The following is a 23,540-nucleotide window of genomic DNA, read 5'->3' as shown; positions in this document are numbered from 1 at the left end:
AAACGAGATTGTCGGGAGTGTTGTCAGACGGATGTGTTGTCAGACGCGGTGTCTATCGGGTCGCATCCGCGAGCATCGAAAACACCGAGAAAACCAGCGGCTTGCGCTCCAGATTGTAGGCTTCGGTATCGCGCGCGGCGCGGACGATCTTTTCCCATACCTCCGCCAGCCGTGCAAGGCGCGGCAGATTGGCATTGGCGTCGCCCGTGCGCATGCGCTCGCTCATCCAGCGATCGATGCCGTCGATGAAGGCGGCGAGCGCGACGCGGTCGCTGGTGCCGAGCGCTTCGCCCAGCGCATGCAGCTCACGCGGATCGACGCTCGGGAGCGTCGCGAGCAGCGCGGCCGTGCGTTGCTGCAGTTTCAGCGCATCGCCGCCGAGCAGCGACAGCGCCCGCCCGACGCTGCCTTCGGATGCTGCGGCGGTTTCCGCCAGCGCCGGATCTGCGGCTTCGATATCGGTTGCGGCCGCGGCCGCACGCACCACATCGTCCGTCTCCAGCGGCCGCAGCAGCAATTTGCGGCAGCGGGACAGAATGGTCGGCAGCACCCGTGACGGTGCGTGGCTGACCAGGAGGAACAGCGACTGCTGTGGCGGCTCCTCGAGAATTTTCAGCAGCGCGTTCGCGGCGTTGGGATTGAGCTCGTCGACGGTGTCGACGATGCAGACGCGCCAGCCGTCGACCGCGGCCGTCGAGCCGAAGAACGAGATGGTCTCGCGTGTCTCGTCGACGGTGATGACGGTCCGCATCACGCCGCGATCGTTGAGGCCGCGCTCGAGCACAAGGAGCCCGCCATGAGCGCCTGCCGCGACCTGCCGCGCCACGGGGTCGGCCGGATCGACCCGCAGCGTTGGCGCCTGCTGCACCTGGGACGATTTCGGATTGCGAAACGCCAGCACGAACCGCGCCATGCGGTAGGCCAGCGTCGCCTTGCCGATGCCCTGCGCGCCGCCGATCAGCCAGGCGTGCGGAATTCGCCCGCTGCGATAGGCATCGAGCAGCGCGGTCTCCGCCTCGCGATGCCCGAACAAATCCGGCGTTTCGCGCGGATGGCGGGCGGCGCTCTCCTGTTCGACCTTGCGCGCGCTCATGCGATGCTGTCCGCCGCAAGCGTTGCGCGCAGATGTTCGCGCAGCGCGGCCCATATCCTGGCCGTGACCGTGTCCGGATCGGCCGTGGCGTCGATCAGCACGCAGCGCTCCGGATCTTCGGCTGCGATCCGGCGGTACGCGTCACGCAAATCCTGATGGAACTTGATGCCTTCGGCTTCGAAGCGATCGGCCGTAGCGGTGCCGCGGCGCGCGGCAGCGCGTTGCAGTCCGACCTCGACCGGCACATCGAGGATGAAGGTCAGATCGGGCTTGAGATTACCGATGGTCACGCGCTGCATGGCGTTGACGAGTTCGGGCGACACCTGCCCGAGCTGGCCCTGATAGGCACGCGTGGAATCGAAGAAACGATCGCACAGCACCCAGATGCCCTGGTTGAGCGCCGGCAGGATCACGGTGCGGACATGGTCGTCGCGCGCGGCGGCGAACAGCAGCGTCTCGGCCTCCGGCCCGAGCAGCTTGCCCATCCCCGACAGCACGAGGTGACGGATGATCTCCGCTCCCGGCGAGCCGCCCGGCTCGCGGGTCACGATCGCGCGCAGTTTGGCGACATCGAGCCGTTCGGCAAGCTTGCGGATCTGGGTCGATTTGCCCGACCCCTCGCCGCCCTCAAAGGTGATGAAGCGACCGCGCAAGCTCGGCCGTTGGACTGCTGCTTCCGCCATGTCAGAGCTTCTCGACCCCTGCGCGGAACATGCCGATGACCAGCTCCTGGGCGCCATCGAGCGCGCGACGCATCGTCGATCCGGTGCCGACGGCGTCCGCTGCGAAGACCGGAGCCTCCATCGCGACATTGGCGCCGCGCCACACCCGCACCACCCCGATCTTCTGGCCGGCGGTGATCGGCGCCTTGACCGGGCCGCTATAGATGACGCGCGCGAGCAGCTTGTCGTTGCCGTTCTTCGACACCATCACCTTGATCGGATCGGGGCTGACGAGCTTGACCGAGCGGCTCTCGCCGCCGAACACCCGCGCGTAGCCGACCGGCTGATTGGCCGCGATCAGGGTCCGCGTCTCGAAGCTGCGGAACCCCCATTCCAGCATCTTCTTGGCTTCGGTCGCGCGGTCCTCGGAATCCTCGAGGCCATTGACCACGACGATCAGCCGCGTGTCGTTCTGCATCGCCGAGCCGACCATGCCGTAGCCGCCTTCCTTGGTGTAGCCGGTCTTCAGGCCGTCGGCACCGGGCAAGGCGTTCAGCAGCGGATTGCGGTTCTGCTGGCGGATCTTGTTCCAGGTGAATTCCTTCTCGCCGAACAGCTTGTACCTGTCCGGGTAGGTCAGGATGATGTGCCGCGCCAGCATTGCGAGCTCCCGGACCGTCATCTTGTTGGCCGGGTCGGGCAGCCCGTTGGAATTGCCGAAGGTCGACTTGGTCATGCCGAGTTCGCGGGCGCGCTTGGTCATGACGTCGGTCGCAAAGGTATGCTCGTTGCCGGCAATGCCTTCGGCGAGCGCGATGCAGGCGTCGTTGCCGCTCGGGATGATCGCGCCATGCAGGAGATCGTCGACCGAGACCTTGCTGTTGATCGCCGCGAACATCGTCGATGTGCCGGACGGCGCCCCGCCCCGTCGCCAGGCGTTCTCGCTGATCCGGTACTCGTCCGTGAGCTTGACGTCGCCCTTCTTGATGGCGTTGAACACCACCTCGGCCGTCATCAGCTTCATCATGCTGGATGGCGCGCGCAATTCGTCGGCGTTCTTCTCGAACAGCACGCTGCCGCTTGAGGCCTCCACCAGGATCGCGGTCGGCGCATCGCCGTCGAAGCCGCCCTCTTCTTTCTTGGCGCCCTGGACGCTGTTGTTGGCGGCGTAGACCACCCCGCCGCAACCGATCGCCAGCGCGACCGCGGCCGCGACCAGGCCGCGCCAGCAACGCCCGGCGCGAGCTGACAACGTGCGGGGAACTGCGGTCTGGGCTGCCATCGGCGATGTCCTGAAAGACTGCGTTCTAACAGCTGGAAGTATCGCAAACAACTGAGGTTTCTGCGCTTGTGCACGGCAAGCTGGATTGCCGCCTGCGTCGAACGTCCGTATCCTTGGAACCAGCTAACGTCAGCAGAACCGGCAAACAAGGCGGAAACGCGAATGTCATCCTCCCGCACCATCTCCGCCAACGGCATCGACATGTTCCTGCGCGAGGCCGGGCAAGGCCCGCTGGTCGTGCTCTGTCATGGCTGGCCGGAACTGTCCTATTCATGGCGGCACCAGATCGCGGCGCTGGCCGCGGCAGGCTTTCGGGTCGTCGCGCCTGACATGCGCGGCTTCGGCCGCACCGGCGCGCCGGCCGAGGTCGGCGCCTACACGATCTTCGATACGGTCGGAGACATGGTGGCGCTGGTTGCCGCGCTCGGCGAGACACGCGCGATGATCGTCGGCCATGACTGGGGCGCGCCGGTGGCCTGGCACGCGGCCCTGTTCCGTCCCGACATCTTCACGAAGGTCGCCGGCCTCAGCGTGCCGCCGCCGTTCCGCGGCCGTGGTCGCCCGCTCGAGACCCTGCGCGACAGCGGCATCACCAATTTCTATTGGCAGTACTTCCAGCCGCCCGGCGTGGCCGAGGCCGAGTTCGAGCGCGACATCGCCCACACCATGCGCCTGGTGCTCGGGCGTGGCGTCTCCGATCCAAGCTCGATGTTCGTCGACGAGGCCAAGGGCTTCCTCGGCAAGCTGCCGGCCGGAATGCCGTTGCCGGCCTGGCTGACCGAGGCCGACATTGCCGAATTCGCCGAAGGCTATCAGCAATCCGGCTTCCGCGGCGGCCTCAACTGGTACCGCAATCTCGACCGCAACTGGGAGCTGACCGCGCCCTGGCAGGACGCGCAGATCCATCAGCCGTCGCTGTTCATCGCCGGCTCGAATGATTCGGTGATCACCGGGCTGATCGGCGCCAAGCGGGTCGCGGACATGGAGCGCGTGCTGCCGAACCTCAAGCAGAAGCTGATCATCGAGGGGGCCGGCCACTGGATCCAGCAGGAGCGTCCCGACGAGGTCAACGCGGCGCTGATCGCGTTTCTGAAGTGATCAGGCCAACAGCCTGATCTGTAAACGCATGGCTCAGTAGAGCCCGCGCCCGCTCAGGACTTCGGCCGGTCCGCGCGCGTCGATCGGGACATAGGCGGCCGCCGGGCTCGGGCTTGCGGCGTAGCGCGCGTCGCCCTCATAGGAGACTTCGCGCGGATTGTTCAGGGCGCGGCGGTGTGACCGGCTCGAGGCCGACATTTCCGAGGTGGCGCTCACCGAGGCGTAGTCGGCCTGGGTGTTGCCGAGGCTGTAGGGCCGCCCCTCAGGCAACGGAACGTCGCCACGGACCCGGCCCGAGGAGGACGACATCTCCGGCACGAACGGCCGTGCGGAGGCGACGCGGACCATCGACGGGGACGGCGCTGGAGTACCGGTGCGCAAGGTCGCCATCAGCTGGCGGTCGTCGGACCCCTCGAGCGGCGCCCGGCCGACATATTCGACGCGAACGCGCGCCACGCCATTGCCTTTGAATTCAAGCAGTTCTGCGGCTTTGTTCGAGACGTCTATGAGGCGATTGCCGTGGTACGGGCCGCGGTCATTGACCCGAACGACGAGCGATCGGCCATTACTCAGATTGGTGACGCGGGCGTAGCTCGGCATCGGCAAGGTCGGATGGGCGGCGGTGAGCGAGCCCATGTCGAACACCTCGCCATTGGCGGTCAGGCGGCCATGGAAATCGTCGCCGTACCAGGACGCCATGCCCTCGGCGCGGTAGTTCTCGTTCTCCTCCGGCACATAGGTGCGGCCGGCGACAACATACGGCTTGCCGATGCGATAGGTGCCGCCGCCTTTCGGCACGGGATCACCCAGCGCCACCACGCGCGGGCTCGACGACACCCCGTATTTGGGGTCGACCCGGTTGGCGAACTTGTTCGAGGAGGCACAATTGGCGAGGACGAGGCACGTCGCCACCGCAACGGCGCCGCGCGCCGTCCGGATCATCGAATCTGGCCGTCTAATCCCCATCTGCCCCAAGTACCATTCTGCCGGACGTGCGCCTACTCCGAGGCGTCGAAGTCGTTTGCCGTCGCTGTGCGGCCCACCTCCGCACCAGAGCGTGACGATATCGCAACCGGAACACGGCGGAAATGGGGAGAGCCGGCGGGCGGTGGCGTCTTGGTGAATGGTCTGTTGCGCCGCCTCCGTCGTTCTACTGACCTTCGCCCCTGCCAAACGCCCTCGCCTGTCCCGCGATCAGACACACTGTTGCAGCAAATCATCAGTCCGGGCGCATCTTGGATTCCAACAATTGAATCTTTTTGACTGTGCAAGCCTGCAATCGTTCTCTCCTCCGTGTGGGGCGCAAAGGAAGTTTGCGATGATAGAGACGGTTACAGCGGTGATGGGCCTGGTGAGTGCGGCGATCTTCTTGGCGCACGCCGTGGAAGGCTATCGGTACCGGGCCTGACAGTCCGTTGAAGGCGGAAAGACGCGTCACCTCTTTCCAGGAGTGAATGTTCGGAAAGCTTTAATCAATTCGGATGAGCATCGATTGAAGGCAGGTGTATCATGCGTAATCACGATTTGGTCTCCGACGGGTTTCTGACCCTGACCGCAGCAAGCCTCGTGCTGCTGTGCTCGAGCCTGCTGGCGTTCGCTTTCGGCTGAACGTTTTTGAGATTCTACCGGCGCCCGTGCGACGGGCATCGGTTACCCCTACTCATTCCCCGCCAAACGGGTTGCGGCAGACGCGCTGTCTTCTCCCCGCCCCACTCGTGACGCATCCTCGCCGTTTCCCGAAGAGGATGTACGGATGACCGGCAGTGTCAGGGAGGGAACGTCCGCCCTTCTCGTCAGCACAGATGGCCGGCTGCTGATGCAACTGCGCGACGACCTCCCGCATGTTACCGATCGCGGAAAGATCAGCCTGTTTGGCGGACGGCGGGAGGGCGCCGAGACCTTCCTCGAATGCGTCGTTCGCGAGATCCACGAGGAGATCGGCTACTACCTGCCGCCCGAGCGTTTCGAGTTGATCGGCCGCTATTCCGGTCCCGATCATGCAACGCCAAACGGCACGCTTCGCGGCGAGGTGTTCCTCGCGCGCGATGTGCCCATCGGCCAATTGACGGTGACCGAAGGCCGCCTCGAGATCGTCGCCATCGACGATCTCGAACGCATCAGCGACATGCTCGCGCGACCGGCTACGTTTGCGCTGGAGATCTTTCTGAAGCGCGAACCGATGACCTGAGCGCCGAAACCAGTGCGCGGATGTGATCGTCGATCATGGCCAACGCGACTGACGGATGAGCAAAGTCGATATCGTCCACGTGCCAGTAAGTCACACTGTCGGCGACCTCGGGGAACCGGCGCTCGATCAGCGGACGGTGCTCGGTCTCCTTGAGCGCGATCACCAGGTCGGCATCGTCGAAGTCGGCCAATGAACAGGGCTGCGGAAAGCGCGTTGCGCCTTCCGGCACGATGCCGCTCGCGCGGAGACGATCGTCGGTGAAGACTGACATCGGCCCGACATTGTCGGGCGATCCCCGCTCGGCCGCGCCTCTGGAGGATGCGCGCCACGCCAGTTGTTCGGCTCTTGCAAGATGATTGAACAGTTCCTCGGCGTATCGACTGCGATAGTAGTTGCCGGTGCAGAGAAAGAGGACCCGCTTCATGGGCGTCATGATGGCCAAGGTGGGCCCTCGCGGTCAACGGCGTTGCAAGCGTGGGCCCTTTGAGTTCACGGACCGGCGAATGACGGGCCCGCCCGGGTTTCGCTGCCAAGTTCGCGTTGCGTTCGGCGCCGCCCTACGCTAAGGGCCTGATCCTTGATCCGGAAGGGTGGCCGAGTAGTTTAAGGCACCGGTCTTGAAATACAGTTTTCGCTGTCCTTCCAGTCCCGCCCCATCCCCGAGCATCTTGTTTTGTTGGCGTTTCTCGAGGCGGTCGCGCCGGCTGATGCCTGCTCGTCCCTACCCGTTTTATTGAGTTGGGTGCCAATTGCGGTGCCAATCGGCGCTCAGAAATCGACATCCAGTAGGTGTTGCCAATCTCCGAGTAGGTGTTCCCTTTCATACCTAGTAACGGGGGGCCGAGACGAAACATCGCCGCCCAGCGCTCCGCCAATGTGTATCTGAAGTAGAGTTGGCGGAGCGGGTGCCAATTTTGCGGCGGGCGGCAACGAAAACGGCCCCAGCTTGGGGATCGCTGAGGCCGTCGTTTCGTCTGCTGGGGGCACGGGCGCCAATGAGCAGGCCGCCTCGATTCAGCAGAGCGCCGGTACATCCGCGGCAGTCTGAATAGTACTCGACGTCGCTCGTGCTTGCCGAGGTCTCATGGGGTACCCCAGAGGGGCGCATCCGGAAATGTGGGGCCGTTAGCAAATCAGCAACCCCATCGGCGCAGGCTCCTCTGAGGGACGGGACCGTTGGGGACGCAGCACGGTCACGTTTCGGAGGAGCTGGCGCGCCGGCCCTGAGCGTCGGCTCCTCTTTTCGACCTTGTGTGAGTTAGGCAACAGCCGTCACTCCGCGTGCCTGCTAAGGAAATGATGCTGGGAATTTCAGGGCCCTAGCGCTGGGAATGACAGGGCGCCGCCGGGACAAACCATTTCGGGCCCGGCGGCGTAATTTTTGAGATTTACCGCGCTGACGCGTGAGAGGCGTCTCGAGATGTCTGGCGACAAGATTGCTGCAAAGACCGTGCTGTTCGCGCTGGCCATCGGCATTGCCGTATGGGCAACTATGGGGGCGCCCGAGCCAGGCACAAATTCGCCGATGCACGTCGCCAGCAGGCGATGAGGCCCCCTACTTGGTAGATTGGGCGCTGTCGGTTTAGGTCGCCGTCATTCGAGCGGTAGAGAAAGCGTCGGCAGCGGCTTATTGCCCTGCTCGCAACCTGTTCGCCCCTTGACCGGTAGAACCGGCGTCGAGGCATCCGGGGCAGTCCGGCCAATGAAATGGGTCAGATTAACGCCCGATGACCACTCCACATAACCAATAGCCGAAAAGGCGAACGCTCCCACGATGAGAATACTGAGCACTGAAGCGGCGGCTGCTGACGGCAAGCTTTGGCTGCTAAAAAACGGCATCATGATTCTCCGACACCGAGTTGCCACCCATCCGTGCGTTAGGCCGACTCGCGATGATCGAGTGTGAACGGCCTCACACATCACGCACACTTGATGCCGGAGCGTTCGGCTTCAGGTCATTGGCCCGTGGCATAGCCGCATAGCCCCCTGCAGTTTGCTCGGTGCTGGGGATTTCAGCGTCCCAGTTTAGGAAGGAAACGCCGCCGGGGAGTGTATTTGTGAGACTGAGGGCGTCTTTTCTTGGAACTATTTCGATGATCCACAGGGGTATCGTGAAGCTGCTGGGCAGCAAAGACAGTAGCTAGCCGCCCCTCACCAAAAGCCCGATTCCAAAATCTTTAATAAATTCGGACCAGCCTCCTTCCGCGACAGGGAGGTGTATCATGCGTAACCATGACTTCGTGTCCGATGGATTCCTCGCGTTAATCGCGACCTGCCTTGTGCTGTTGTGCTCGGGCCTGCTCGTTATCGCATTTAGCTAGTCTGACCTTGGCGCCCTCATCGTTCCGGATGCTCCTAGGGCCGCTTGGGGCTCCCCCCCGCGCAGAGCCGTGGTCGCGCGTTGGCTGGCGCGCCTGGTCTGCACAGCTTGCGGCGCGGCCGGCGTTGCGAACATCGTTCCGGATTGGCATGACAGAATTGGTCACGCGATGACACTCAGTCAGGGATGGAGGTCGCAATTTCCCTGACGTCGCCTAGCTATTTAGAGTTATGACAACCCGCCGCATCTCCGATTGCCACCTTTTCCCCATACACTTTGCATAGGTGCACCGCGGGGCGCCCATGGGAGCGAGACTGCTCCGGCGTCTATGCCGCCGGGGCTCCTCGACCGCGCCCTGTCTTTGAGAATCCTCTTTGAAATCGACGGGCAATGTTTTTTGCGTGTGCCTTCACACCTGCTCGGCGTCTCTTGCTGTGCGCACCCATTGGAGGATTAACGTTATGCCCAACAGGCCTCTAATTACGCTTCCTCAAGCTGCTACCGATCACATGTCGACGATAGGTCAGCAGCAACTGCCGTCAAACATTTCTCCGGCCGTGCACATCGTTCATGACGACGCAAGTATCCAATTCCAACTCTATACTGGTACCACCGGCGTAACTGACGTCTTCGTTCTTGATTTGAGCCAGTACCAAGGCAATAGCGTTGACGCAATCGACAACTTCGAAGCTGATCGTGATGTCATCGCCTTCATAAATGCTCCAAGTGATTTCACCTACGAGAACGTAACGAACGTGGCGATGATTAAAGGGTTTCCACCTACGGACGACGATCCCTCCATCGTGAATAGTTTAGCTTCGGCATACACCGACTTTCGATCCGTTGACGCATACGTCTTAGACACACTGAGCACGAATACGTCGTTCTCCGCCACGAACCTCGTTCATCTCACCGATGGAACAACAATACTAGTATAGGAGGGGAAAATGCGAAATCCGCGACTTCGTTACCGCAAGCCGCATTGGACAATATGTCCGGCACCGCCGCAGAACCATCTGCCGTTGTGTGATTGAATACTTGGCGGCCAGAAAAAGCCCAACCCCGGCTGCTTCGCCAATTCGATTCGCAAAACCAGCCGAGGATACCGTACCAAAGCGCTACGGCAAGGCGTGGAGCGACTTCCAGCCCGAGATAGGGTTCCACAATCTCCGGCACACCCACGCATCTCAGCTGATCGACGCCGGCGTGGACATCCTCACCATCTTGAGCGGCTCGGCCACGCGAAGCCGGACATCACCTTGCGCGTCTACGCCCACTTGTTTAGGAACGACGACGGCAACGCGGCGGCGATCAATGCGGCGTTTGCGCGTTAGGTGCCAATCGGGTGCCAATCGGGTGCCAATTTCGCAGTTTGTTCTATTCAAACAAGCTGCTAAGCGATTGAAATTGTTGGATTGGAAGGGTGGCCGAGTGGTTTAAGGCACCGGTCTTGAAAACCGGCGTGCCCGCAAGGGTACCGTGGGTTCGAATCCCACCCCTTCCGCCAGAAAACTCTCCTAAGCAATTGATAATGTGAAAATTTCACCGATCGCATTCCCGTTAGCCCTAGCGATAGCCCCTGCAAAGGCTCGCCGACTTTGGCGATATCGAAAATGAGCATGCGTAGAGCGCTCTCGGGACCCCAACGGTTCGGACTTTGGAAGGCTTGGGGCGGTAGGTGTGCGTGGTGCTCGCACCCTGCTTTGTACCCCGAAGTGCAAGTCGACCACTTTGTGCCGTTGGATGCCGTGAAGACCGCCGAAGATCGGCAGCGCATTCGCGAATTTTACAGTCTGCCCGCCGATTTCGACTTCGTCAGTCTCGATAACTGCCTCCCGTCGTGCGCAGCATGCAATCGGCGAAAATCAAACAGAGTCTTCGATTCCTCCCCAGCACTTATTCTGATGCTCAGCAGCGTGAGGATGAATGCCCGGATGGCGCGCATAATCGCCGAACCAATTGAACGCGACGAAGCAAAGGCCAAGATCTTGGTGCGGATCGAGGCAGCGCTCACCAAAGGCGATATTACGCGGGAAGACATTGAAGCGCTGTTCGCTGGTCTGCCGACTCTGGTTCGAAAGACCCTTAGCTTGCCGCCCGCTGTGAGCCTGCGCATCGCTCCTGGCTGGGAAGTAATCGAAGAGCGAGACCATCTAGTGATTGTTGCCTCACCAAATGGTCGCTCGGGGATCACGTCTAAGTCGGGCGATCCCAGCTGGATATGCCCAAGCTGCGGATCGAAGGGCCCTTGGAACGGCGTGATCTGCCTCTGCTGCGGCAGGATGAGCGATCCGAACGACTGAGGCGACTGGCGCCAAGGTGAGCAACTAAGTGCCGCGATTGGCTCGCGGGTTACTGCAACTTGCTACACAACTGTGACGATCCAAATGGACGAAGCCCCGCTCTCGTTGGCCATCATTTTGCTCTGGGCTTCGTTTCTGTCATCAGCCCCACATCGATGAACGCATGTCGGATCGCGTGCGATCGGCGCCCTTCATTGATCCACCGGTCGAGGTGTTTCGGATCGACCCCAATTTCGTGCAAAATCAGGCAATGATACAGCGTTGATAGAACGCCGCCGAAACGTTCTAGTTTGCGTACGAAATCGAGGTAGAGAGCGTCCTTATTGCCACCATAGTGCGATATCTCGTTGCGCAGATCTGCACATACTTTCGCAAACTTATTTACCGCCGTCGGATCGAGCCCGATCGGAAGGGACTTGATGAGAAAAGCTATGCGTTCGGCCAAGGCCGGTTCGTGAGCATTTTTTAGCTTGCCCTCAAGCCAACTTCTGTCCCTTTCCAGGCTAATCTGATTCAGTATCCGCCCAATTTTCTTAACAAGCGGGGTTGCCGGCTCTGCTGGCGGTGTCTTCTTCCGGTGGAACGCTTCCAACCCCCAGACCAGGTTGGCGAAAGAGTGTTCGGGATACAGGTCTTTGCGACGCAACGTGCTCAGATACAGGTAGACACCCGCACCGCTGCGTTTATGAAGCTGGACCCATCGTCGCCAGAGGTCGCCGAGTTGAGTCCGTACTGTTGGAAACGTCGTCCAGCAATCGGTCCAGCCGATCGGCTGATCGCGTTCGGTCTCGCCTCGGAACAAGTGCCACTCACAAGCCGGTCCGTCCTGCAACTTTAATGTCGGCCGCGGAAGGTTGAAATTGCTGCCGGTGAGCAAAACAAAGAAATCGTTCAGGAGGCCGAACAACTCATATTGTTGATCAAGCTGCGCCGCGTCACGGAACGAATGAGTAAGCCTCGCATGTTCGCTCAACGTGACGGATTGATCACCGCGTTTGGTCAAGGCATTGAACTCAATCTCGAGCTTTTCGCCTTCAAATTCGTACGTCGCTTTTTTCGGGCTTCGATACTTGGCAGTCACAGTGTTCCTGGTGCGCCGCGTCTCGAACGAGCGTGATTGGATCCATCCATGGAGGACTTCAAGGTCGATTGTCATAGAACTGATTTTTGGGAGCGCGTTGACCGGAAACGGCGCGTTTGCCAACAAACAATCAAAGGCAAGGAAATGACCGCCATTATTGATCATCTCGACTAGCAAAACATGCCTTCTGCTGGGCGACAAAATTCCCTGAATCGGCTTGTCGAATTTCTCCCCCACGGGCATGAGAATTATGTCGAAGAGCTCCTGCTTCGGCAGCAGTCCATCCAGCTCTAGTAGAATATGATCACCCTCGATCGTAAGTTGGCCTCCGACAGCGGACGGCGGCACGAAATGACGACTTTCAAGAGGCTCCTCGTTCCACCAAAAGAATCCGCGCTCCTGCAATGTTGGCGTCCGTTTCAGGCTCATTGCGCGTCCCTGTTTCTCTTGAGCGTGAGATGCAGCCGGCGACCGGCCGTATTGGGCGGCACATCGCCGGGGTCCACCCGGTAACGAATGTCGGCAGTATTTGACCCGATGCTCACGGCCCGGCACTATCGCGGAGCACCGCCGGCCAAAGGTGCTCCACCACCGCCTCGAGCGCAGCCTTCAATGAAACTTCCGACCCATCGCGCCGGCGAACGATCACATCCGGCTCGAAATATGTCGCATCGATCGAGCCGATCGGCGCTATCTCAACGCTCTCCAAGGAGCCGGCGCTGCTGAGGTCGTAATGCGCGCCCCTGGCATGCAGGTGCTTGTATGCTGTCGCTGCACTCTGAATCGTGCTGAAGTATGGCTCCTTCTTGCAGAGATCAATCCGCAGAGCTCGTAGGGGTTGTCGGCTATTTGCCTTTGTCCATGTCGCAATGCGCGCCGGATCCACGGTTTCATAGTAGGCGATCATGATGTCCGCTAGTTGCGACGCAGACACGCAAGCGTTGAAGCCACGTCGAATATCCTGAGGCTCTTGCCGATAATCCTCGTAATTGGGCCAGACGAAAGCAGAGTAATAGTCATCAGGTGTCGTACGGCCCATGTGCGGATCCTAACGCCTGTGGGAATCGGGGATAGCGTCAAAAACTTACTCGCCTGTGACGCGTGGCCCGGCATCTTAACCGGATCACGCGAATCGGAAAGCTGCAATGACTGAGAAGCAAAAGACTCCCCTGAGCAACGGTGACGAGATCATCTTTAAGTTGAACCACGGCAAGTGGATGGCTCACGTTAAATATGCGAGCGGAGGTATATCCGGCCGCCAAGTGCCAATGTCGTTTGACGAGGTAGTCGCGGCGCTGAAGGAAGATCATCCGTTGTGAGCTCTGTACGCAAATTCTGGGAAGATATCGGCCACGGCCGCAAGTCAAATTTGGTCGTCTACGTTTCAGCCGTCGAGAAGCTGCCGGCGCCGCGGCAAGGGGTGCGATGGTTGGAAGACAGAAAGTTTGACCAGCAAGAGGCCATAGCAAAGGAACCTAGCTTCTCCCGTGTAATTGACCGAGCCTTGCTCGAGGGGATCGTCTGGGTGGACTCCAGTGTTGGCGCATAGGCAGTTTCTATGATGGATTTTCTCGAGAAGAATTGGTCGCTGATTGCTGCGAATCCGCTTCCATTCCTAGGATGCGCGGTACTTGTCGCCGGCATTGTCTGGACTGTGTCTTCAGCCTTCTTCTCCGCTCGGATCACTACAGCGAGAGAACAGGCTGAGTTCGCGGAGAAACAACGTGACGACTTCAAGAGCAAGCTTGCCGTATCGAGTCCGGAAGAGGCGAAGACAAAAGTCGATCGTCTCGAAGGCGAACTGGCCGGCCTCAACAGAATTATAGCCTTAACCGTCGGGTATCAATGGAAGCCCTTAACCGAGGCTCAGGTTCAGGATCTCGGCCAACGGCTAGCGCAGTTGCAGAAGCACCGCGTGCAAATTATGTACGTCAACCAGCTCGGAAAGAGCCTTGCCGAGTCATTCTTTCGTGCATTTCAGATCGCCGGGTGGGATGGAGCTACGCTTTCGGACGGTGGCGGTGCGCACCTTGGAATAATCGCCGGAGCTGGCGCCAATAAAGCGGCGCTGGTCAAGCAAGCAATCGAGACTGCTACGCCATACAAAGTCGAACTCGATAAGCCAACGACCCAAGAATGGGGAGATCTAATCTACCTCTTCGTAGGCACTAACCCAAACAACTCGTAGTTTGCGCCTTCCGACCGAGGAAAACATGACACGCGATATGGATATCGTCCGCTCGCTATTGCTCAAATTGGAGACCTTGAATTCGAACCCGCACCGGATACTCATAATTCGGGGGGCAACCCCAGAGTTGGCGATCGATGGAGCAACCTCAGATCAGGTTGACTATCATTTGTCTCTTCTTCGAGAGCGTGGCCTGATTGAGCCGTCAGAGGGCGGTACTATGGATGGCGGAATTTGCTTCCGGAGGTTGACCTGGGAAGGCCACGACTTTGCGGATTCCGTTCGCGATGAGCAGATTTGGAAGAAGACGCGTCATGGAGCCTTAGCGGTAGGCAGTTGGACATTTGATCTCGTCAAGGACCTCGCAAAGGGCTTCATCAAGAAACAGATCGAAGAGAGAACTGGAGTGATCTTGTAATCATGGATGACATGTCGTGGCAGATTGCTGCGATCGACGCGCTGGGGTTGTTCGACGACGGGGACGCAGCGCAGTGACGACGATCGCTCTGACGAAGCCGGCAATCTTCGCAGCACATTTGGATGCGGCTTTTCACCTGGTAGCGCTCGACGACGCGTATGTTTCGGCTCACGTCGTCATAATGGCTGCGGAGGAAATATTTCGGACTTGGTATGTCAAAAAGAATGTTTACTGGCCGTATGACTACCGGATCCTAATAAAGGACGAGCATCATAGCGTTTGGCTTCAGATGATCCGCGAGAAATATAACTTTTTCAAACACGCCGACCGCGATATCGACGGCGCTATAGACGTTGAACCCGAGGAGTTGCACACGGCAAACCAACTCATGGGTATCCTCATCGCGGGATACAACGAGGTCTTTTCTTCGCTCACTCCAACGATGAAATGCTTCTCGTCTTGGTTCATCGCGAAGTTTCCCGACCTACTTAAATCTGATCTCCCAGGACGCGATGCATTTCTAGCAATCTTGGAAAAGATACCGTCGCTTGGACCGACCCAAAGCCGCATGGCTCTTCGCGCCCTTTTTTATAAGCAGGGCGTTCTTCCTCGGACTGATCTAGTTCTCATGCGGTGAATGAAGAAGCGCCTTTACGTTCGATTTAAACGCTTCTCCCCGACCTTGTCAGGCCACCGGTGGATGATCCGCGACGTGACGGCCTCGCGCGTCACCGTCGTGAGTTGGGCGAATCCGCCGACGTAGCAGAAGTCGCCGTCCTCTTGATGGGGGTTTGCACGCTGGAGCTCGAGCACGGCCAGGCCGTCGACTTCAGGATCGATTGCATCGGGATGCTTACCTTCTAACCGCTCCTGGATGAGTCCCAGCAGGCGCCGATCGCACGGCAGCGGCAAGAAGCCGGCGAGGTCCGTCCGCGTCCGGCGCTCGCCGTGGCGTCTGTTGTTAGGTACAGTAAGCAGTGGCACAGCCGCGTTCCGTGCCGCAAGATGTTGAGGGTTTGCGCTGCGCTTTGACTCCCGCGCATGATGTCAATTATGGGCTCGAAATCTGGGGAGTACATGTTCGGCGCGACCGTCAGGCATCTAGCCGAGCGCGCCAGGGAGACCCGTCTGCAGGCGGATGGCGCGGCCTGCCAAGCATGGAATGCTCGCATGCTCGCTTTTCAAGGGCCAGCCCAGCCATCGCCCGCGCTCGGCGATGCGCTCAATGCAGGCTTTCGCTACCTCGAAGTGAAGTGCCTGGGTGCGAAACGCATCAGACGGTCGCGCTCGATATCGTGAGGCGACCGAAGTGGACGCCCATCCACGAGCTAGAGCGGTATATGCGCTGCAAGCAGTGCTCGCGGGCCTCCGGCTACCCGTTCAAGCGCAGCCACCTTGTGGCATTGCGGACGAACAAGATCTCCACCATGAACCCGCCGTCGACTTGGTGGCCGGGGGAGCGCTAACTGGCCGAAAACACCTGAGTCGCCCGTCACCCATGTTGATGCGGCTGATAGCTTCAGCGGCCTACCCTGCCCGTGCGATCTGCTTCGACGGGGACACGGTGGCGAACGAACCAGCTTTCGAACCAAGAAATGGCAACCTTTGGCGCGTCGTATTTTCATTCGGAGCGACCGCAACTGTCGGTATTGGCGCATACCTCGCCATTCGCTTTTTGATCGGCCTTTAGGCGTCCGAGGAACATTGAGCAGGCTTGATTGTTGTGCAGCCATTATGGCGCCAATCGTCACTGTCCATTTTACCTGTCCCGGCTGCGGCATCGTCTATTCGGCGACGCAGGAACGCAGCGCAACGCATACGAATACTTCTGGGACCTTCGATTGCCGGCAATGCGGAATGCTTGTTCACCACTGGGCTGGGCTCTACGACTATAACGAATGGAGAATCGTTTCCCTGCCGGCCAAGCAACCCAAGATAAGAAATGAAATACGTGGGTGATCGCCCCTACTCCGACCCTGAGAAGGCCGCACGCCGGATCATGGAGCACGTCCGGGCATTCGAGCCCGTGCAGGACGGCCGGATCTACATCGAGAAGATCAACTATCCGATGCTCTACCAGGACAAGGCGACGCCTGCGGAATACTGGGCCGGCTTGGAGTACGCCAAGGATCAGGGCTGGCTCGAGTACCACGAGAGCGGGACGTTCGTGAGGATGCTGCAGGCTGGCAAAGACCCGTTCGCATAAAAACACCAGCGCCCCATACCCGGCGCTGGTGCTGTAGTTCCGCAACGTTATAGCGTCGCCGCTGCGTGCAGAGAGCTTCCGCAAATTGGCCTGCGCAGTACAATGCGCCATTGGTCTATGCGGAACTCGCAAAACCGGCTTCTAATACCTGTCTTCCAGGCATGGCCATCACCCGAAAGCCGCTCGAAATACCGCCGAAGGTCGCTCGGCAGTTCGCCGCTGACATGCGCGCCTATTCACAAAGAGCGGGATGATGTTCGGCGCGGCGAGATCGCGGCCAACACCAGGCACATGCTTTTGGAGCGCATGCCGGCCGGCACCAAGCTGCGGATGAGCGAAGTCAAAGAGCTGTTTGAGCTGATGCGATGACTGAGCCGGGCATGCAGCGGGACGATTGCCCACAGCCGCTGCGAGTGCTGGCCTAGGTGGCTCGCGGACACCTCCTTTTTGGCTTAGACATATCGACCACCGCCTTGTTCGACTTGTATTGAGTGGCACGCGTTGTTTTGCAGAGCCTCTTAACGAGCGATCGAGATAACTCTTCAAAAGTATCGAAGCGCTCTATGTTGTGGGCGGCCGCCCGAGATTCTTCGGAGACCCGAAACCAAGGGCCATTAAACAACAGCGATGCCGACGGCAGCAGAAGATAATCGAGGGGCGATTGGTTGTTTTCGCCCAGTCTCAAAATAATAACCCACCCCTCTAGCCGGCGCACGCGATTACGCATCATCCAGCGCACCACTCGGCCCCCATATTTGCACCATCTGGCGACCCGAAAGCTGACGTTCTCAGCCTTATCCAACCTCAAACACTTGGCCGAGCGATCAAGGCTAGCAAACGACCCTGCCTGTTCGAGGGCAACCCGAAGACGAACTGCATTTTGAAGATGGAATTCGACCCATTGCTTGTGCGCGGCGAGTTTGTCCCAATAGTGTTGATTGCCCGTGTAGCCAATAAGTCGATAAACGTTTTTAAGCGTGCCGAAGTGAGCCAAAAACGAGGAGACTGAGGGCATGCCAGGGCACTCGTCGATAATCCCTGAACTCAGCTTGCCTTTCTTCATCAGCAGCTTTCTAAGCCTTAGCAGCATTTCCTCCTCTGGGATTTTGATGAGCCGCCGTGCCGCCATAACCTTCTGCACGCGCAGGAACACGTTTCGCTCGACGGTAGGCTCGATGATGCCTTCCTTCCTGATCCAGAGGGACTGTGGGTTACGCGCTCTCTTTGTCTCCAGCTTTTCCGTCGTGCGATTGTAAATGAAAGTACCGATATATGCTTCGTTTCGAAGAAGATCACGTATCGCATTCCTGCACCACGGATCGCCTCGGCTGTTTACAATGCCTCGCCGATTGAGTTCGCGCGCGATACCACTTGGCGATTTTCCACTCAGATACTGCTCGTAGATCCATCTCACGACTTTCGTCTGATCCGGCCTTCCCCGGCAAAGTCGTACACGATCTGACGCCAGAAATTTGCGCTCGCCCCGGCCAAGTAATCCCTTTGGAGTTGAGTGTTCGTCTACGACCAGTCGCTGCAATCCATAGGGGGCTGAGCCGCCCATCTTGAAGCCTAGCCCCGCCAACCGCAAAGCTCCCGCATGGACCTTGCCTGAAAGCTCCCGGCTGTACTCCGCCGCCATCACCCGCTTGATATTTTTGACGATGCTCGACAGAAGGCTGCCATCATTGTCGAATTGCTCGGCGCAATAAGCTACCTTGATGCCTGCCTTCCGACAGAGGAATTCATAGTGCGCGCTCTCGTCGACGTCTTGAAACCGTCCCCAGCGACTAACATCCAGGATCAGCAGGTGACCGAAGTCAGCTTCGCCAGACTGGACGTCACGGATCAGTGCAGTCAAGCCGGCTCTCTTCTCGATTTTAAGACCGCTTTCGCCATCGTCGCGGTAAGTGCGAACGATCGTAAGCCCATGAATGGCGGCGTAAGCTGCGATAACAGCCGCCTGGTTTTCAGTCGAGTATTTCTGGAGGTCAGTGGACATTCGGACGTATTGTGCCGCCCGATGTATCTTCTGTGCTTGAGGTAGATGGTCCTTGCGCACAATGAGCGAGTTGGCCATCGCGCTCCTCCCGAAATGACGATTATCTGCATCATCTCATTCAAGGCATTGAGCGACCACAAAAACTAGGACCGCAGCTCGCGCCACACAAGCGATATGCTTGCCTTTGCAGCACCAAACGGATGATGAATTTCCGCGGCTGCCACGAGGGTTTCAAAGCATGTTCAGCAGGCGCGATCGCAGACGGTAACGCGCCCCTCGTCCGGCCACTGATTTGCTTAAAAATCTATCCCCTTTTGGGGCTGTCGCGCGCGCCGATAAACTTCCCTCTTGCGCTCGACTCTCGGTTGATTCAGGATTCCTGAAGGCTTTCACCGGAGCAAGACGACGATGGCAACCATCGGCACCGTGGCTTTTCTCGCACTCGTCAGCATAACGATGCTTGCCAATGCACGCCTCAAAGCGCGCGCGTCCTACCGGCAGCAAATGACCGAAAACGCTATGCGCTCGATGGGCGGCTAGCGCCTCATTCTCTGGCCGGTCCCCATCCGCGGAGGTTCATCAGCCGACCGAATGTTCGAGCCGCGCTTGCCGCAAACCGTGCAGACGAACCGCGGCTCGACGTCGGAAATACGCACCTCGTCAGGCCACGGCGACGCATCCATCTGGACATTGTGCGAGCACCTGTAGTCCTTGCAGAAGACGATGATGCGCGTCGCGCCGGTTTCCCGCATTTCGCCGAATGTGATCTTGGTTGGGTAGTCTTTCATGGGCGCGATTACAGCCGCCTAAGGCGCTATCGGCAATCCCACTGCCTAGCGTGCCTGGTCCGCCCCGTCCACCGCAGATGGGTCAAGAGATTCGCAAACGGCGGACCGCATGCTTATCTTCAGGCCATGCCCATCACCCGAAAGCCGCTCGAAATCCCGCCCGAGGTAGCTCGGCAGTTTGCTGCGAATATGCGGGCTTTCCACGCAGAATACGCTCCGCTCAAGCGTGACGAGATCGCGGCCAACGCGCGCCACCTGCTCCTAGAGCACATGCCGAAGGGCACAAAGCTACGGCTTGCCGATGTGCTCGAACTGTTCGAGATGATGCGATGACTGAGCCCGCCTGCATCCTCTGCGACGATACCGGATGGGTTTGCGAGAACCACCCGGACCAACCCTGGACCGGCAACCATGCATGCCGGTGCGGCGGCGCGGGTGCTCCCTGCCCCAAGTGCAACAGGACGAAGCCGGATGACGGAACTCCTCGGCTGCCCCGAGGATTCCGGAATATGTTTAGAGGGCCAAACCGTCAGCGTTAGGGCTCGCTGCTTGGCCTTCTGGGAAGTCGGCAATTTGCACTGCGATGCCGGCGGCCGCGTCTCCAACGGCCGCCGGCGCAGCGCCAGCCCGTGCATCGACCGTCTGGTCGTTTATACCCGCACTAGCCGGCCGCAGCTCAGACAGCCGAATTCGGACGGCCTCGATTTGTCCATCGGGATGAGGCGTCAGATCGAATTCCACGATTTGCCCGACAAAGGGTAGATCCACTCCGCCGACATACCACCAGACTTCGGCGCAATAGATGTCGCTGGCTCGCGATCGCCCAGACGGCGTAATCAAGGCAAAATGGCGAGAAGTGTTCACGTAAGCGACCACGCCAATCATGAGCGCCCTCCTGATTATCGTGCTCGCGATTGCCGCGCCAAAGCTTCCTGCCAGGCGAGCTCCTTCCGGAGGGCGCCGATCTGTCTTGTCCGTGACGCAGCCTGTGCCTGATTCCGCGGCGTGCCCTGGCCAAGCACACCGATAAGGCGATGACGGATGCCTGCCGCGGCTGCCGTAGGAGAGGCTCGGTCCGCCATCGCAGGAGGAGCAAGCAACGCCGCCTGAAATGGGTCGGCCATTGTTCGCTTACAATCCTCGATGATCCGTGCATCCTCTGCCGCTTCGAGCGCGCAGAGCTTACGCCGGCCTTCTTTTCGATTCGGGAAGATTTGCTGCCAACCCCGATTCTGATTGTCCATAATCCAACCCATTATTGCAGCTCCGCCAGTTTTAGCTTCCTTCGCCGGGCATCCGCCTTGGCTGCACGCGACGCCGATTGGCGTACGACGCTCGTCCATGCCTGATCGGGGTTTGCTTCGATCCGGTCGATCATCCGAAGCCGAAGGGCGTCCCGCGCGGCGAGTACCCGGCCCCCGCCCCATTGCGATTTGACAATTTCGACGCTTGCGTTGCGACCTCGCGCGACCGCACTCAAGAACTCGCCGTAGGTCTTATCGACGCGTTGCTGAAGATAGCTCCTGGCTTTGTCCGAGAGAGGTTCAAACGGATTCGCTTCAGTCTTGTTTTCACCGGCTGAGATGAACGTTGGCGTCACGCCGACATTATCAAGAAGTCTCGAGCTCTCGACGTGCAAGACGTAAACCCCGATGCTGCCGACTTCCGAAGATGGCACTCCGATCAGTTCGCTGCACTGCGTAGCTAACCAAAACCCAGCGCTTGCCGCCAGGGGATCAACGATGCCCGCTATCGGCTTCATCGATCTCGATTTGTAGATCGCGTCCGCAGCCTCAGGTGTGCCGGTGACCTGGCCACCAGGCGTGTCAAAGACCAAGATCATAGAGCCAATCGTGCGATCGGCAGCAAACTCGTGGATCGTCTGGGCCAACGCCCGCATCGAAAACACGTATGGTTGGAACTCAGAGTCATATGTGGCTAAGCCGGATACGGAGATTATCGCAAGGCCCATACCGCCTCGGCCGGCCGCCGGCACAACCGATATCGATCGGGAAGCCACCCCAGCATGCTGTCCAAATGCTGCGGACAGCCTGGCATCGCTCACGTCGCTGCCACGAACCAAATCGGCAATTAATGTCGTGATTGTTGGCGCTCGGCGCTGGTCTAGCGCGAGCAGTTCGCCGTCGAGACCGCACAAAGCACTTCGGATTGAATCAAGCTTGCTCATCGCGGAGATATCCATGACGGCGAGCTTCGCGGCCCCACACGCTGCCAACTGAATCCCAGCTTGGCAGCCAGGCGAACGCCTTCAGGTCGGAACTCAGATTCGGCAACGGCGAAAACATTCCGCCCATCGGCGCCCGCCGCTGAAATTCGTCATGGACCGCGGCCTCTGCTTCCAGCGCCGCGCTCAGCAATTCGAGCGCTCTCGCAATGTCGATGACGGCCCGTTCATGCGCCGGCCGCAGTTCGTCGCGGAGCTTGATAGCCTCCTGCGCGGCAAGCACTTCGAACCGAACCTTTGCGGCCTCGAGCTCCGGCTGCAACTGCATCATGTCGTCGCGCAGATCTTCCAACCTTCGAGCGGTCCTAAGAGGATTTCGCCTTGCAGCGTCGATTTCAGCCGGGGATACGTCGATGATAGCGCGCGCTGGCAGCGGCTCGGTCATCTGGCCCACATCCGCTGCCTGCTGCTGTAGGGCGTGCTTGCGCGCGATCTCCTTTTTACGCGTTGCCAACTGCCGATAGGCCTCGCGAGCGGCTTCGAGTTCGGAGATGTTCGGAGTTGCAGTTGGTGTCAATTTCTGTGCCGCCGGCATTTTGATCCTTCTCGATCGAGATCAGGATCGCGACAGCGCCCCTACTCGACCCAATTAGGATCAGCGATTCGGTGTCCAGATCATTGGACAGCCAAGTCATTGACGGCGATTCAGAATTTCGGCCAGCGTCGACCGCGCCGGAAGATCGCCAAACTTGAGGATCCGCCAAAGAAGCAAGCGGCGCTCGTCGGTGAACGGGCTGAGCAGTTTATGACGAGCGGCGCGCCAATCGGGTCCTGTTCGAAATTTTGAGACCTCTGCTGTCAACCACTTGATCTGCGCGCGGCCGCTGGCCGATTTCGCTCCGAGCCGCCGCAGAAACTGCCGTAGCAGGAAGTCTCGCTCATCCCGATCCCGTGGAGGCATACGGCTGGACAGAGCCGCGCCAAGTCGTTCGAGATCAGCAATCGGCACTGCGCCGGCTCGAATGCGCTCGACCACCTCGGCGATATCGTCGCTCATCCTACGGCCTCGCAAGCCGGTCGTTGCATCGTCCTGGCGCAGCGCCTGGAGCAGAACCGCCCTTCCCTGACCTCGCCGCGCCGTGCCCGACCGGACGGACTGCGCATGACGAACACGAGGCCGCAGGCCTCGCAGGTCCGCCGACGCCGCTCTTCGGCGTTCCGGCGCCGGCCGAGGTCGCCATTTCGCTTTGCCAGGACAGCCCCGCAGACGACGCCGCAGGTCTGCCGCCTCCGTTCGGTAGCCATGAACGGCCTGCTGCACACGGCGCAGACCTTCGGGATCGACGCAACGCGCGGCTTCGCTGGGTAGCGGCCTTCACGCCGGTGCTGCTGATTTTGCGCGAGCGCCCGGGCCGCGCGACATGGGTCAGAGCAAAACCGCCGGCGTCGACCGCGGCCGACGTGCTCATATTCGAAATCCGACCGGCACGTCAGGCATTGAACGACGACGATCACCTAAGCCTCCATATTCCCGAGAACGGGGAAAAATCTCGGTGCGGAGTGTTTTTCGGCTTCGCATTCTTACGCGCCGAAGGCCTCGAAATCGGCTCGGCCTCGGTTTTCACAGTCGTGGCGACGATTTCGATTTTTTCGGTCATTTTGTGCGACCTGGCCAAGAATTCGGGCTGACCCCAAAAAAAATTCTGCGCATGCGGACCTGAGCGGTCCG

At 59.8% G+C, this 23,540-nt stretch carries 27 protein-coding genes, 1 tRNA gene and 1 pseudogene; 14 read left to right on the top strand and 15 right to left on the bottom strand.

All coding sequences use genetic code 11. From position 1 onward, the window contains the following. Positions 1-52: 52 nt before the first annotated feature. From ACVIHF_RS15460 to ACVIHF_RS15450, 3 genes are read right to left on the bottom strand one after another with little or no spacing between them, the layout of a single operon-like run. Positions 53-1,093, bottom strand: a complete 1,041-nt coding sequence (locus ACVIHF_RS15460; RefSeq protein WP_456780536.1) for a DNA polymerase III subunit delta' — start codon at positions 1,091-1,093, stop codon at positions 53-55. Continuing rightward, positions 1,090-1,776 (bottom strand): dTMP kinase, encoded by a 687-nt coding sequence (tmk, locus tag ACVIHF_RS15455; RefSeq protein WP_456780537.1) that lies wholly within the window; start codon positions 1,774-1,776, stop codon positions 1,090-1,092. The genes ACVIHF_RS15460 and tmk overlap by 4 nt, the downstream gene beginning before the upstream one ends. 1 nt (position 1,777) lies before the next feature. Then, positions 1,778-3,037: a D-alanyl-D-alanine carboxypeptidase family protein gene (locus ACVIHF_RS15450; RefSeq protein WP_456780538.1), complete on the bottom strand. Its 1,260-nt coding sequence runs from the start codon at positions 3,035-3,037 to the stop codon at positions 1,778-1,780. A 162-nt stretch (positions 3,038-3,199) separates the two neighbouring features. Here ACVIHF_RS15450 and ACVIHF_RS15445 point away from each other — a divergent pair, with 162 nt between their 5' ends. After that, positions 3,200-4,135 (top strand): alpha/beta fold hydrolase, encoded by a 936-nt coding sequence (locus ACVIHF_RS15445; RefSeq protein ID WP_456780539.1) that lies wholly within the window; start codon positions 3,200-3,202, stop codon positions 4,133-4,135. 33 nt (positions 4,136-4,168) lie between these two features. Here the strand turns inward: ACVIHF_RS15445 and ACVIHF_RS15440 are convergent, their stop codons facing one another. Further along, positions 4,169-5,101 carry a septal ring lytic transglycosylase RlpA family protein gene (locus ACVIHF_RS15440; RefSeq protein ID WP_375166483.1) on the bottom strand — a complete coding sequence of 311 codons (933 nt, stop codon included), beginning with the start codon at positions 5,099-5,101 and terminating at the stop codon, positions 4,169-4,171. A 787-nt stretch (positions 5,102-5,888) separates the two neighbouring features. Between ACVIHF_RS15440 and ACVIHF_RS15435 the strand changes: the two genes are divergently transcribed. After that, positions 5,889-6,323 (top strand): NUDIX domain-containing protein, encoded by a 435-nt coding sequence (locus tag ACVIHF_RS15435; RefSeq protein WP_456792249.1) that lies wholly within the window; start codon positions 5,889-5,891, stop codon positions 6,321-6,323. Here the strand turns inward: ACVIHF_RS15435 and ACVIHF_RS15430 are convergent. After that, positions 6,277-6,756: an arsenate-mycothiol transferase ArsC gene (locus tag ACVIHF_RS15430; RefSeq protein WP_253610014.1), complete on the bottom strand. Its 480-nt coding sequence runs from the start codon at positions 6,754-6,756 to the stop codon at positions 6,277-6,279. The two genes, ACVIHF_RS15435 and ACVIHF_RS15430, sit on opposite strands and share 47 nt — an antisense overlap. 987 nt (positions 6,757-7,743) lie before the next feature. Here ACVIHF_RS15430 and ACVIHF_RS15425 point away from each other — a divergent pair. Continuing rightward, positions 7,744-7,872, top strand: a complete 129-nt coding sequence (locus ACVIHF_RS15425; RefSeq protein ID WP_310879235.1) for a hypothetical protein — start codon at positions 7,744-7,746, stop codon at positions 7,870-7,872. Between the two features lie 44 nt (positions 7,873-7,916). Here ACVIHF_RS15425 and ACVIHF_RS15420 read toward each other — a convergent pair whose 3' ends face one another. Continuing rightward, a complete protein-coding gene (locus ACVIHF_RS15420) occupies positions 7,917-8,162 on the bottom strand; it encodes a hypothetical protein (RefSeq protein ID WP_141342008.1) in 246 nt (81 codons plus the stop codon). 942 nt (positions 8,163-9,104) lie between these two features. Between ACVIHF_RS15420 and ACVIHF_RS15415 the strand changes: the two genes are divergently transcribed. From ACVIHF_RS15415 to ACVIHF_RS15405, 3 genes are all read left to right on the top strand, one after another. Beyond that, positions 9,105-9,581, top strand: a complete 477-nt coding sequence (locus ACVIHF_RS15415) for a hypothetical protein (protein ID WP_456792248.1) — start codon at positions 9,105-9,107, stop codon at positions 9,579-9,581. Between the two features lie 479 nt (positions 9,582-10,060). Next, positions 10,061-10,150 (top strand) — tRNA-Ser (locus ACVIHF_RS15410). A 241-nt stretch (positions 10,151-10,391) separates the two neighbouring features. Further along, positions 10,392-10,946 carry a hypothetical protein gene (locus tag ACVIHF_RS15405; RefSeq protein WP_456792247.1) on the top strand — a complete coding sequence of 185 codons (555 nt, stop codon included), beginning with the start codon at positions 10,392-10,394 and terminating at the stop codon, positions 10,944-10,946. A gap of 112 nt (positions 10,947-11,058) precedes the next feature. Here the strand turns inward: ACVIHF_RS15405 and ACVIHF_RS15400 are convergent, their stop codons facing one another. Beyond that, a complete protein-coding gene (locus ACVIHF_RS15400; RefSeq protein ID WP_456792246.1) occupies positions 11,059-12,456 on the bottom strand; it encodes a HEPN domain-containing protein in 1,398 nt (465 codons plus the stop codon). Positions 12,457-12,568: 112 nt separating this feature from the next. Further along, positions 12,569-13,066, bottom strand: a complete 498-nt coding sequence (locus ACVIHF_RS15395) for a hypothetical protein (RefSeq protein WP_456792245.1) — start codon at positions 13,064-13,066, stop codon at positions 12,569-12,571. A 106-nt stretch (positions 13,067-13,172) separates the two neighbouring features. Between ACVIHF_RS15395 and ACVIHF_RS15390 the strand changes: the two genes are divergently transcribed. From ACVIHF_RS15390 to ACVIHF_RS15375, 4 genes are all read left to right on the top strand, one after another. Next, a complete protein-coding gene (locus ACVIHF_RS15390) occupies positions 13,173-13,346 on the top strand; it encodes a hypothetical protein (RefSeq protein ID WP_456792244.1) in 174 nt (57 codons plus the stop codon). Between the two features lie 242 nt (positions 13,347-13,588). Beyond that, positions 13,589-14,215, top strand: coding sequence for a hypothetical protein (locus tag ACVIHF_RS15385; RefSeq protein ID WP_456792243.1), 627 nt, complete (start codon positions 13,589-13,591; stop codon positions 14,213-14,215). A 25-nt stretch (positions 14,216-14,240) separates the two neighbouring features. After that, a complete protein-coding gene (locus ACVIHF_RS15380; RefSeq protein ID WP_456792242.1) occupies positions 14,241-14,633 on the top strand; it encodes a DUF2513 domain-containing protein in 393 nt (130 codons plus the stop codon). A gap of 73 nt (positions 14,634-14,706) precedes the next feature. Next, entirely contained in the window at positions 14,707-15,270 is a 564-nt protein-coding gene (locus ACVIHF_RS15375) for a hypothetical protein (RefSeq protein ID WP_456792241.1), read from the top strand. 14 nt (positions 15,271-15,284) lie between these two features. Here ACVIHF_RS15375 and ACVIHF_RS15370 read toward each other — a convergent pair whose 3' ends face one another. Beyond that, positions 15,285-15,617 (bottom strand): hypothetical protein, encoded by a 333-nt coding sequence (locus ACVIHF_RS15370; protein WP_456792240.1) that lies wholly within the window; start codon positions 15,615-15,617, stop codon positions 15,285-15,287. Positions 15,618-15,686: 69 nt separating this feature from the next. Here ACVIHF_RS15370 and ACVIHF_RS15365 point away from each other — a divergent pair. Next, a pseudogene (locus ACVIHF_RS15365) lies at positions 15,687-16,099 on the top strand (hypothetical protein). Between the two features lie 476 nt (positions 16,100-16,575). Beyond that, positions 16,576-16,839: a hypothetical protein gene (locus ACVIHF_RS15360; RefSeq protein ID WP_456792239.1), complete on the top strand. Its 264-nt coding sequence runs from the start codon at positions 16,576-16,578 to the stop codon at positions 16,837-16,839. Positions 16,840-17,260: 421 nt separating this feature from the next. Here the strand turns inward: ACVIHF_RS15360 and ACVIHF_RS15355 are convergent, their stop codons facing one another. Next, on the bottom strand, positions 17,261-18,916 hold the full coding sequence (locus ACVIHF_RS15355) for a recombinase family protein (protein WP_456792238.1): 1,656 nt from the start codon (positions 18,914-18,916) through the stop codon (positions 17,261-17,263). A gap of 330 nt (positions 18,917-19,246) precedes the next feature. Between ACVIHF_RS15355 and ACVIHF_RS15350 the strand changes: the two genes are divergently transcribed. Beyond that, a complete protein-coding gene (locus tag ACVIHF_RS15350; protein ID WP_456792237.1) occupies positions 19,247-19,378 on the top strand; it encodes a hypothetical protein in 132 nt (43 codons plus the stop codon). Here the strand turns inward: ACVIHF_RS15350 and ACVIHF_RS15345 are convergent. The 5 genes from ACVIHF_RS15345 to ACVIHF_RS15325 all read right to left on the bottom strand — a co-directional run bounded on the left by ACVIHF_RS15345 (position 19,375) and on the right by ACVIHF_RS15325 (position 22,868). Further along, positions 19,375-19,626 (bottom strand): hypothetical protein, encoded by a 252-nt coding sequence (locus ACVIHF_RS15345; protein ID WP_456792236.1) that lies wholly within the window; start codon positions 19,624-19,626, stop codon positions 19,375-19,377. The genes ACVIHF_RS15350 and ACVIHF_RS15345 overlap by 4 nt on opposite strands. Positions 19,627-20,139: 513 nt before the next feature. Beyond that, positions 20,140-20,511: a hypothetical protein gene (locus ACVIHF_RS15340; RefSeq protein ID WP_456792235.1), complete on the bottom strand. Its 372-nt coding sequence runs from the start codon at positions 20,509-20,511 to the stop codon at positions 20,140-20,142. Between the two features lie 370 nt (positions 20,512-20,881). Next, positions 20,882-21,814, bottom strand: coding sequence for a S49 family peptidase (locus ACVIHF_RS15335; RefSeq protein WP_456792234.1), 933 nt, complete (start codon positions 21,812-21,814; stop codon positions 20,882-20,884). Next, positions 21,801-22,406, bottom strand: coding sequence for a hypothetical protein (locus tag ACVIHF_RS15330; protein ID WP_456792233.1), 606 nt, complete (start codon positions 22,404-22,406; stop codon positions 21,801-21,803). Before ACVIHF_RS15330 ends, ACVIHF_RS15335 begins: the two co-directional genes overlap by 14 nt. Before the next feature lie 96 nt (positions 22,407-22,502). After that, a complete protein-coding gene (locus ACVIHF_RS15325) occupies positions 22,503-22,868 on the bottom strand; it encodes a hypothetical protein (protein ID WP_456792232.1) in 366 nt (121 codons plus the stop codon). A 23-nt stretch (positions 22,869-22,891) separates the two neighbouring features. Between ACVIHF_RS15325 and ACVIHF_RS15320 the strand changes: the two genes are divergently transcribed. Continuing rightward, a complete protein-coding gene (locus ACVIHF_RS15320; RefSeq protein ID WP_456792231.1) occupies positions 22,892-23,500 on the top strand; it encodes a hypothetical protein in 609 nt (202 codons plus the stop codon). The last annotated feature ends 40 nt before the right edge of the window (positions 23,501-23,540 follow it).

The organism is Bradyrhizobium sp. USDA 4506, assembly GCF_054058795.1.
Note: the sequence above shows the minus strand (reverse complement) of the source record. Positions and strands in the feature narration are given on the sequence as shown.

Excerpts from the sequence above, each read along its gene's own strand:
- ACVIHF_RS15460 (WP_456780536.1), bottom strand. The coding sequence starts at position 1,093 with ATGAGCGCGCGCAAGGTCGAACAGGAGAGCGCCGCCCGCCATCCGCGC.
- tmk (WP_456780537.1), bottom strand. The coding sequence starts at position 1,776 with ATGGCGGAAGCAGCAGTCCAACGGCCGAGCTTGCGCGGTCGCTTCATC.
- ACVIHF_RS15450 (WP_456780538.1), bottom strand. The coding sequence starts at position 3,037 with ATGGCAGCCCAGACCGCAGTTCCCCGCACGTTGTCAGCTCGCGCCGGG.
- ACVIHF_RS15445 (WP_456780539.1), top strand. The coding sequence starts at position 3,200 with ATGTCATCCTCCCGCACCATCTCCGCCAACGGCATCGACATGTTCCTG.
- ACVIHF_RS15440 (WP_375166483.1), bottom strand. The coding sequence starts at position 5,101 with ATGGGGATTAGACGGCCAGATTCGATGATCCGGACGGCGCGCGGCGCC.
- ACVIHF_RS15435 (WP_456792249.1), top strand. The coding sequence starts at position 5,889 with ATGACCGGCAGTGTCAGGGAGGGAACGTCCGCCCTTCTCGTCAGCACA.
- ACVIHF_RS15430 (WP_253610014.1), bottom strand. The coding sequence starts at position 6,756 with ATGACGCCCATGAAGCGGGTCCTCTTTCTCTGCACCGGCAACTACTAT.
- ACVIHF_RS15425 (WP_310879235.1), top strand. The coding sequence starts at position 7,744 with ATGTCTGGCGACAAGATTGCTGCAAAGACCGTGCTGTTCGCGCTGGCC.
- ACVIHF_RS15420 (WP_141342008.1), bottom strand. The coding sequence starts at position 8,162 with ATGCCGTTTTTTAGCAGCCAAAGCTTGCCGTCAGCAGCCGCCGCTTCA.
- ACVIHF_RS15415 (WP_456792248.1), top strand. The coding sequence starts at position 9,105 with ATGCCCAACAGGCCTCTAATTACGCTTCCTCAAGCTGCTACCGATCAC.
- ACVIHF_RS15400 (WP_456792246.1), bottom strand. The coding sequence starts at position 12,456 with ATGAGCCTGAAACGGACGCCAACATTGCAGGAGCGCGGATTCTTTTGG.
- ACVIHF_RS15395 (WP_456792245.1), bottom strand. The coding sequence starts at position 13,066 with ATGGGCCGTACGACACCTGATGACTATTACTCTGCTTTCGTCTGGCCC.
- ACVIHF_RS15390 (WP_456792244.1), top strand. The coding sequence starts at position 13,173 with ATGACTGAGAAGCAAAAGACTCCCCTGAGCAACGGTGACGAGATCATC.
- ACVIHF_RS15385 (WP_456792243.1), top strand. The coding sequence starts at position 13,589 with ATGGATTTTCTCGAGAAGAATTGGTCGCTGATTGCTGCGAATCCGCTT.
- ACVIHF_RS15380 (WP_456792242.1), top strand. The coding sequence starts at position 14,241 with ATGACACGCGATATGGATATCGTCCGCTCGCTATTGCTCAAATTGGAG.
- ACVIHF_RS15360 (WP_456792239.1), top strand. The coding sequence starts at position 16,576 with ATGAAATACGTGGGTGATCGCCCCTACTCCGACCCTGAGAAGGCCGCA.
- ACVIHF_RS15355 (WP_456792238.1), bottom strand. The coding sequence starts at position 18,916 with ATGGCCAACTCGCTCATTGTGCGCAAGGACCATCTACCTCAAGCACAG.
- ACVIHF_RS15350 (WP_456792237.1), top strand. The coding sequence starts at position 19,247 with ATGGCAACCATCGGCACCGTGGCTTTTCTCGCACTCGTCAGCATAACG.
- ACVIHF_RS15345 (WP_456792236.1), bottom strand. The coding sequence starts at position 19,626 with ATGAAAGACTACCCAACCAAGATCACATTCGGCGAAATGCGGGAAACC.
- ACVIHF_RS15340 (WP_456792235.1), bottom strand. The coding sequence starts at position 20,511 with ATGATTGGCGTGGTCGCTTACGTGAACACTTCTCGCCATTTTGCCTTG.
- ACVIHF_RS15335 (WP_456792234.1), bottom strand. The coding sequence starts at position 21,814 with ATGAGCAAGCTTGATTCAATCCGAAGTGCTTTGTGCGGTCTCGACGGC.
- ACVIHF_RS15330 (WP_456792233.1), bottom strand. The coding sequence starts at position 22,406 with ATGCCGGCGGCACAGAAATTGACACCAACTGCAACTCCGAACATCTCC.
- ACVIHF_RS15325 (WP_456792232.1), bottom strand. The coding sequence starts at position 22,868 with ATGAGCGACGATATCGCCGAGGTGGTCGAGCGCATTCGAGCCGGCGCA.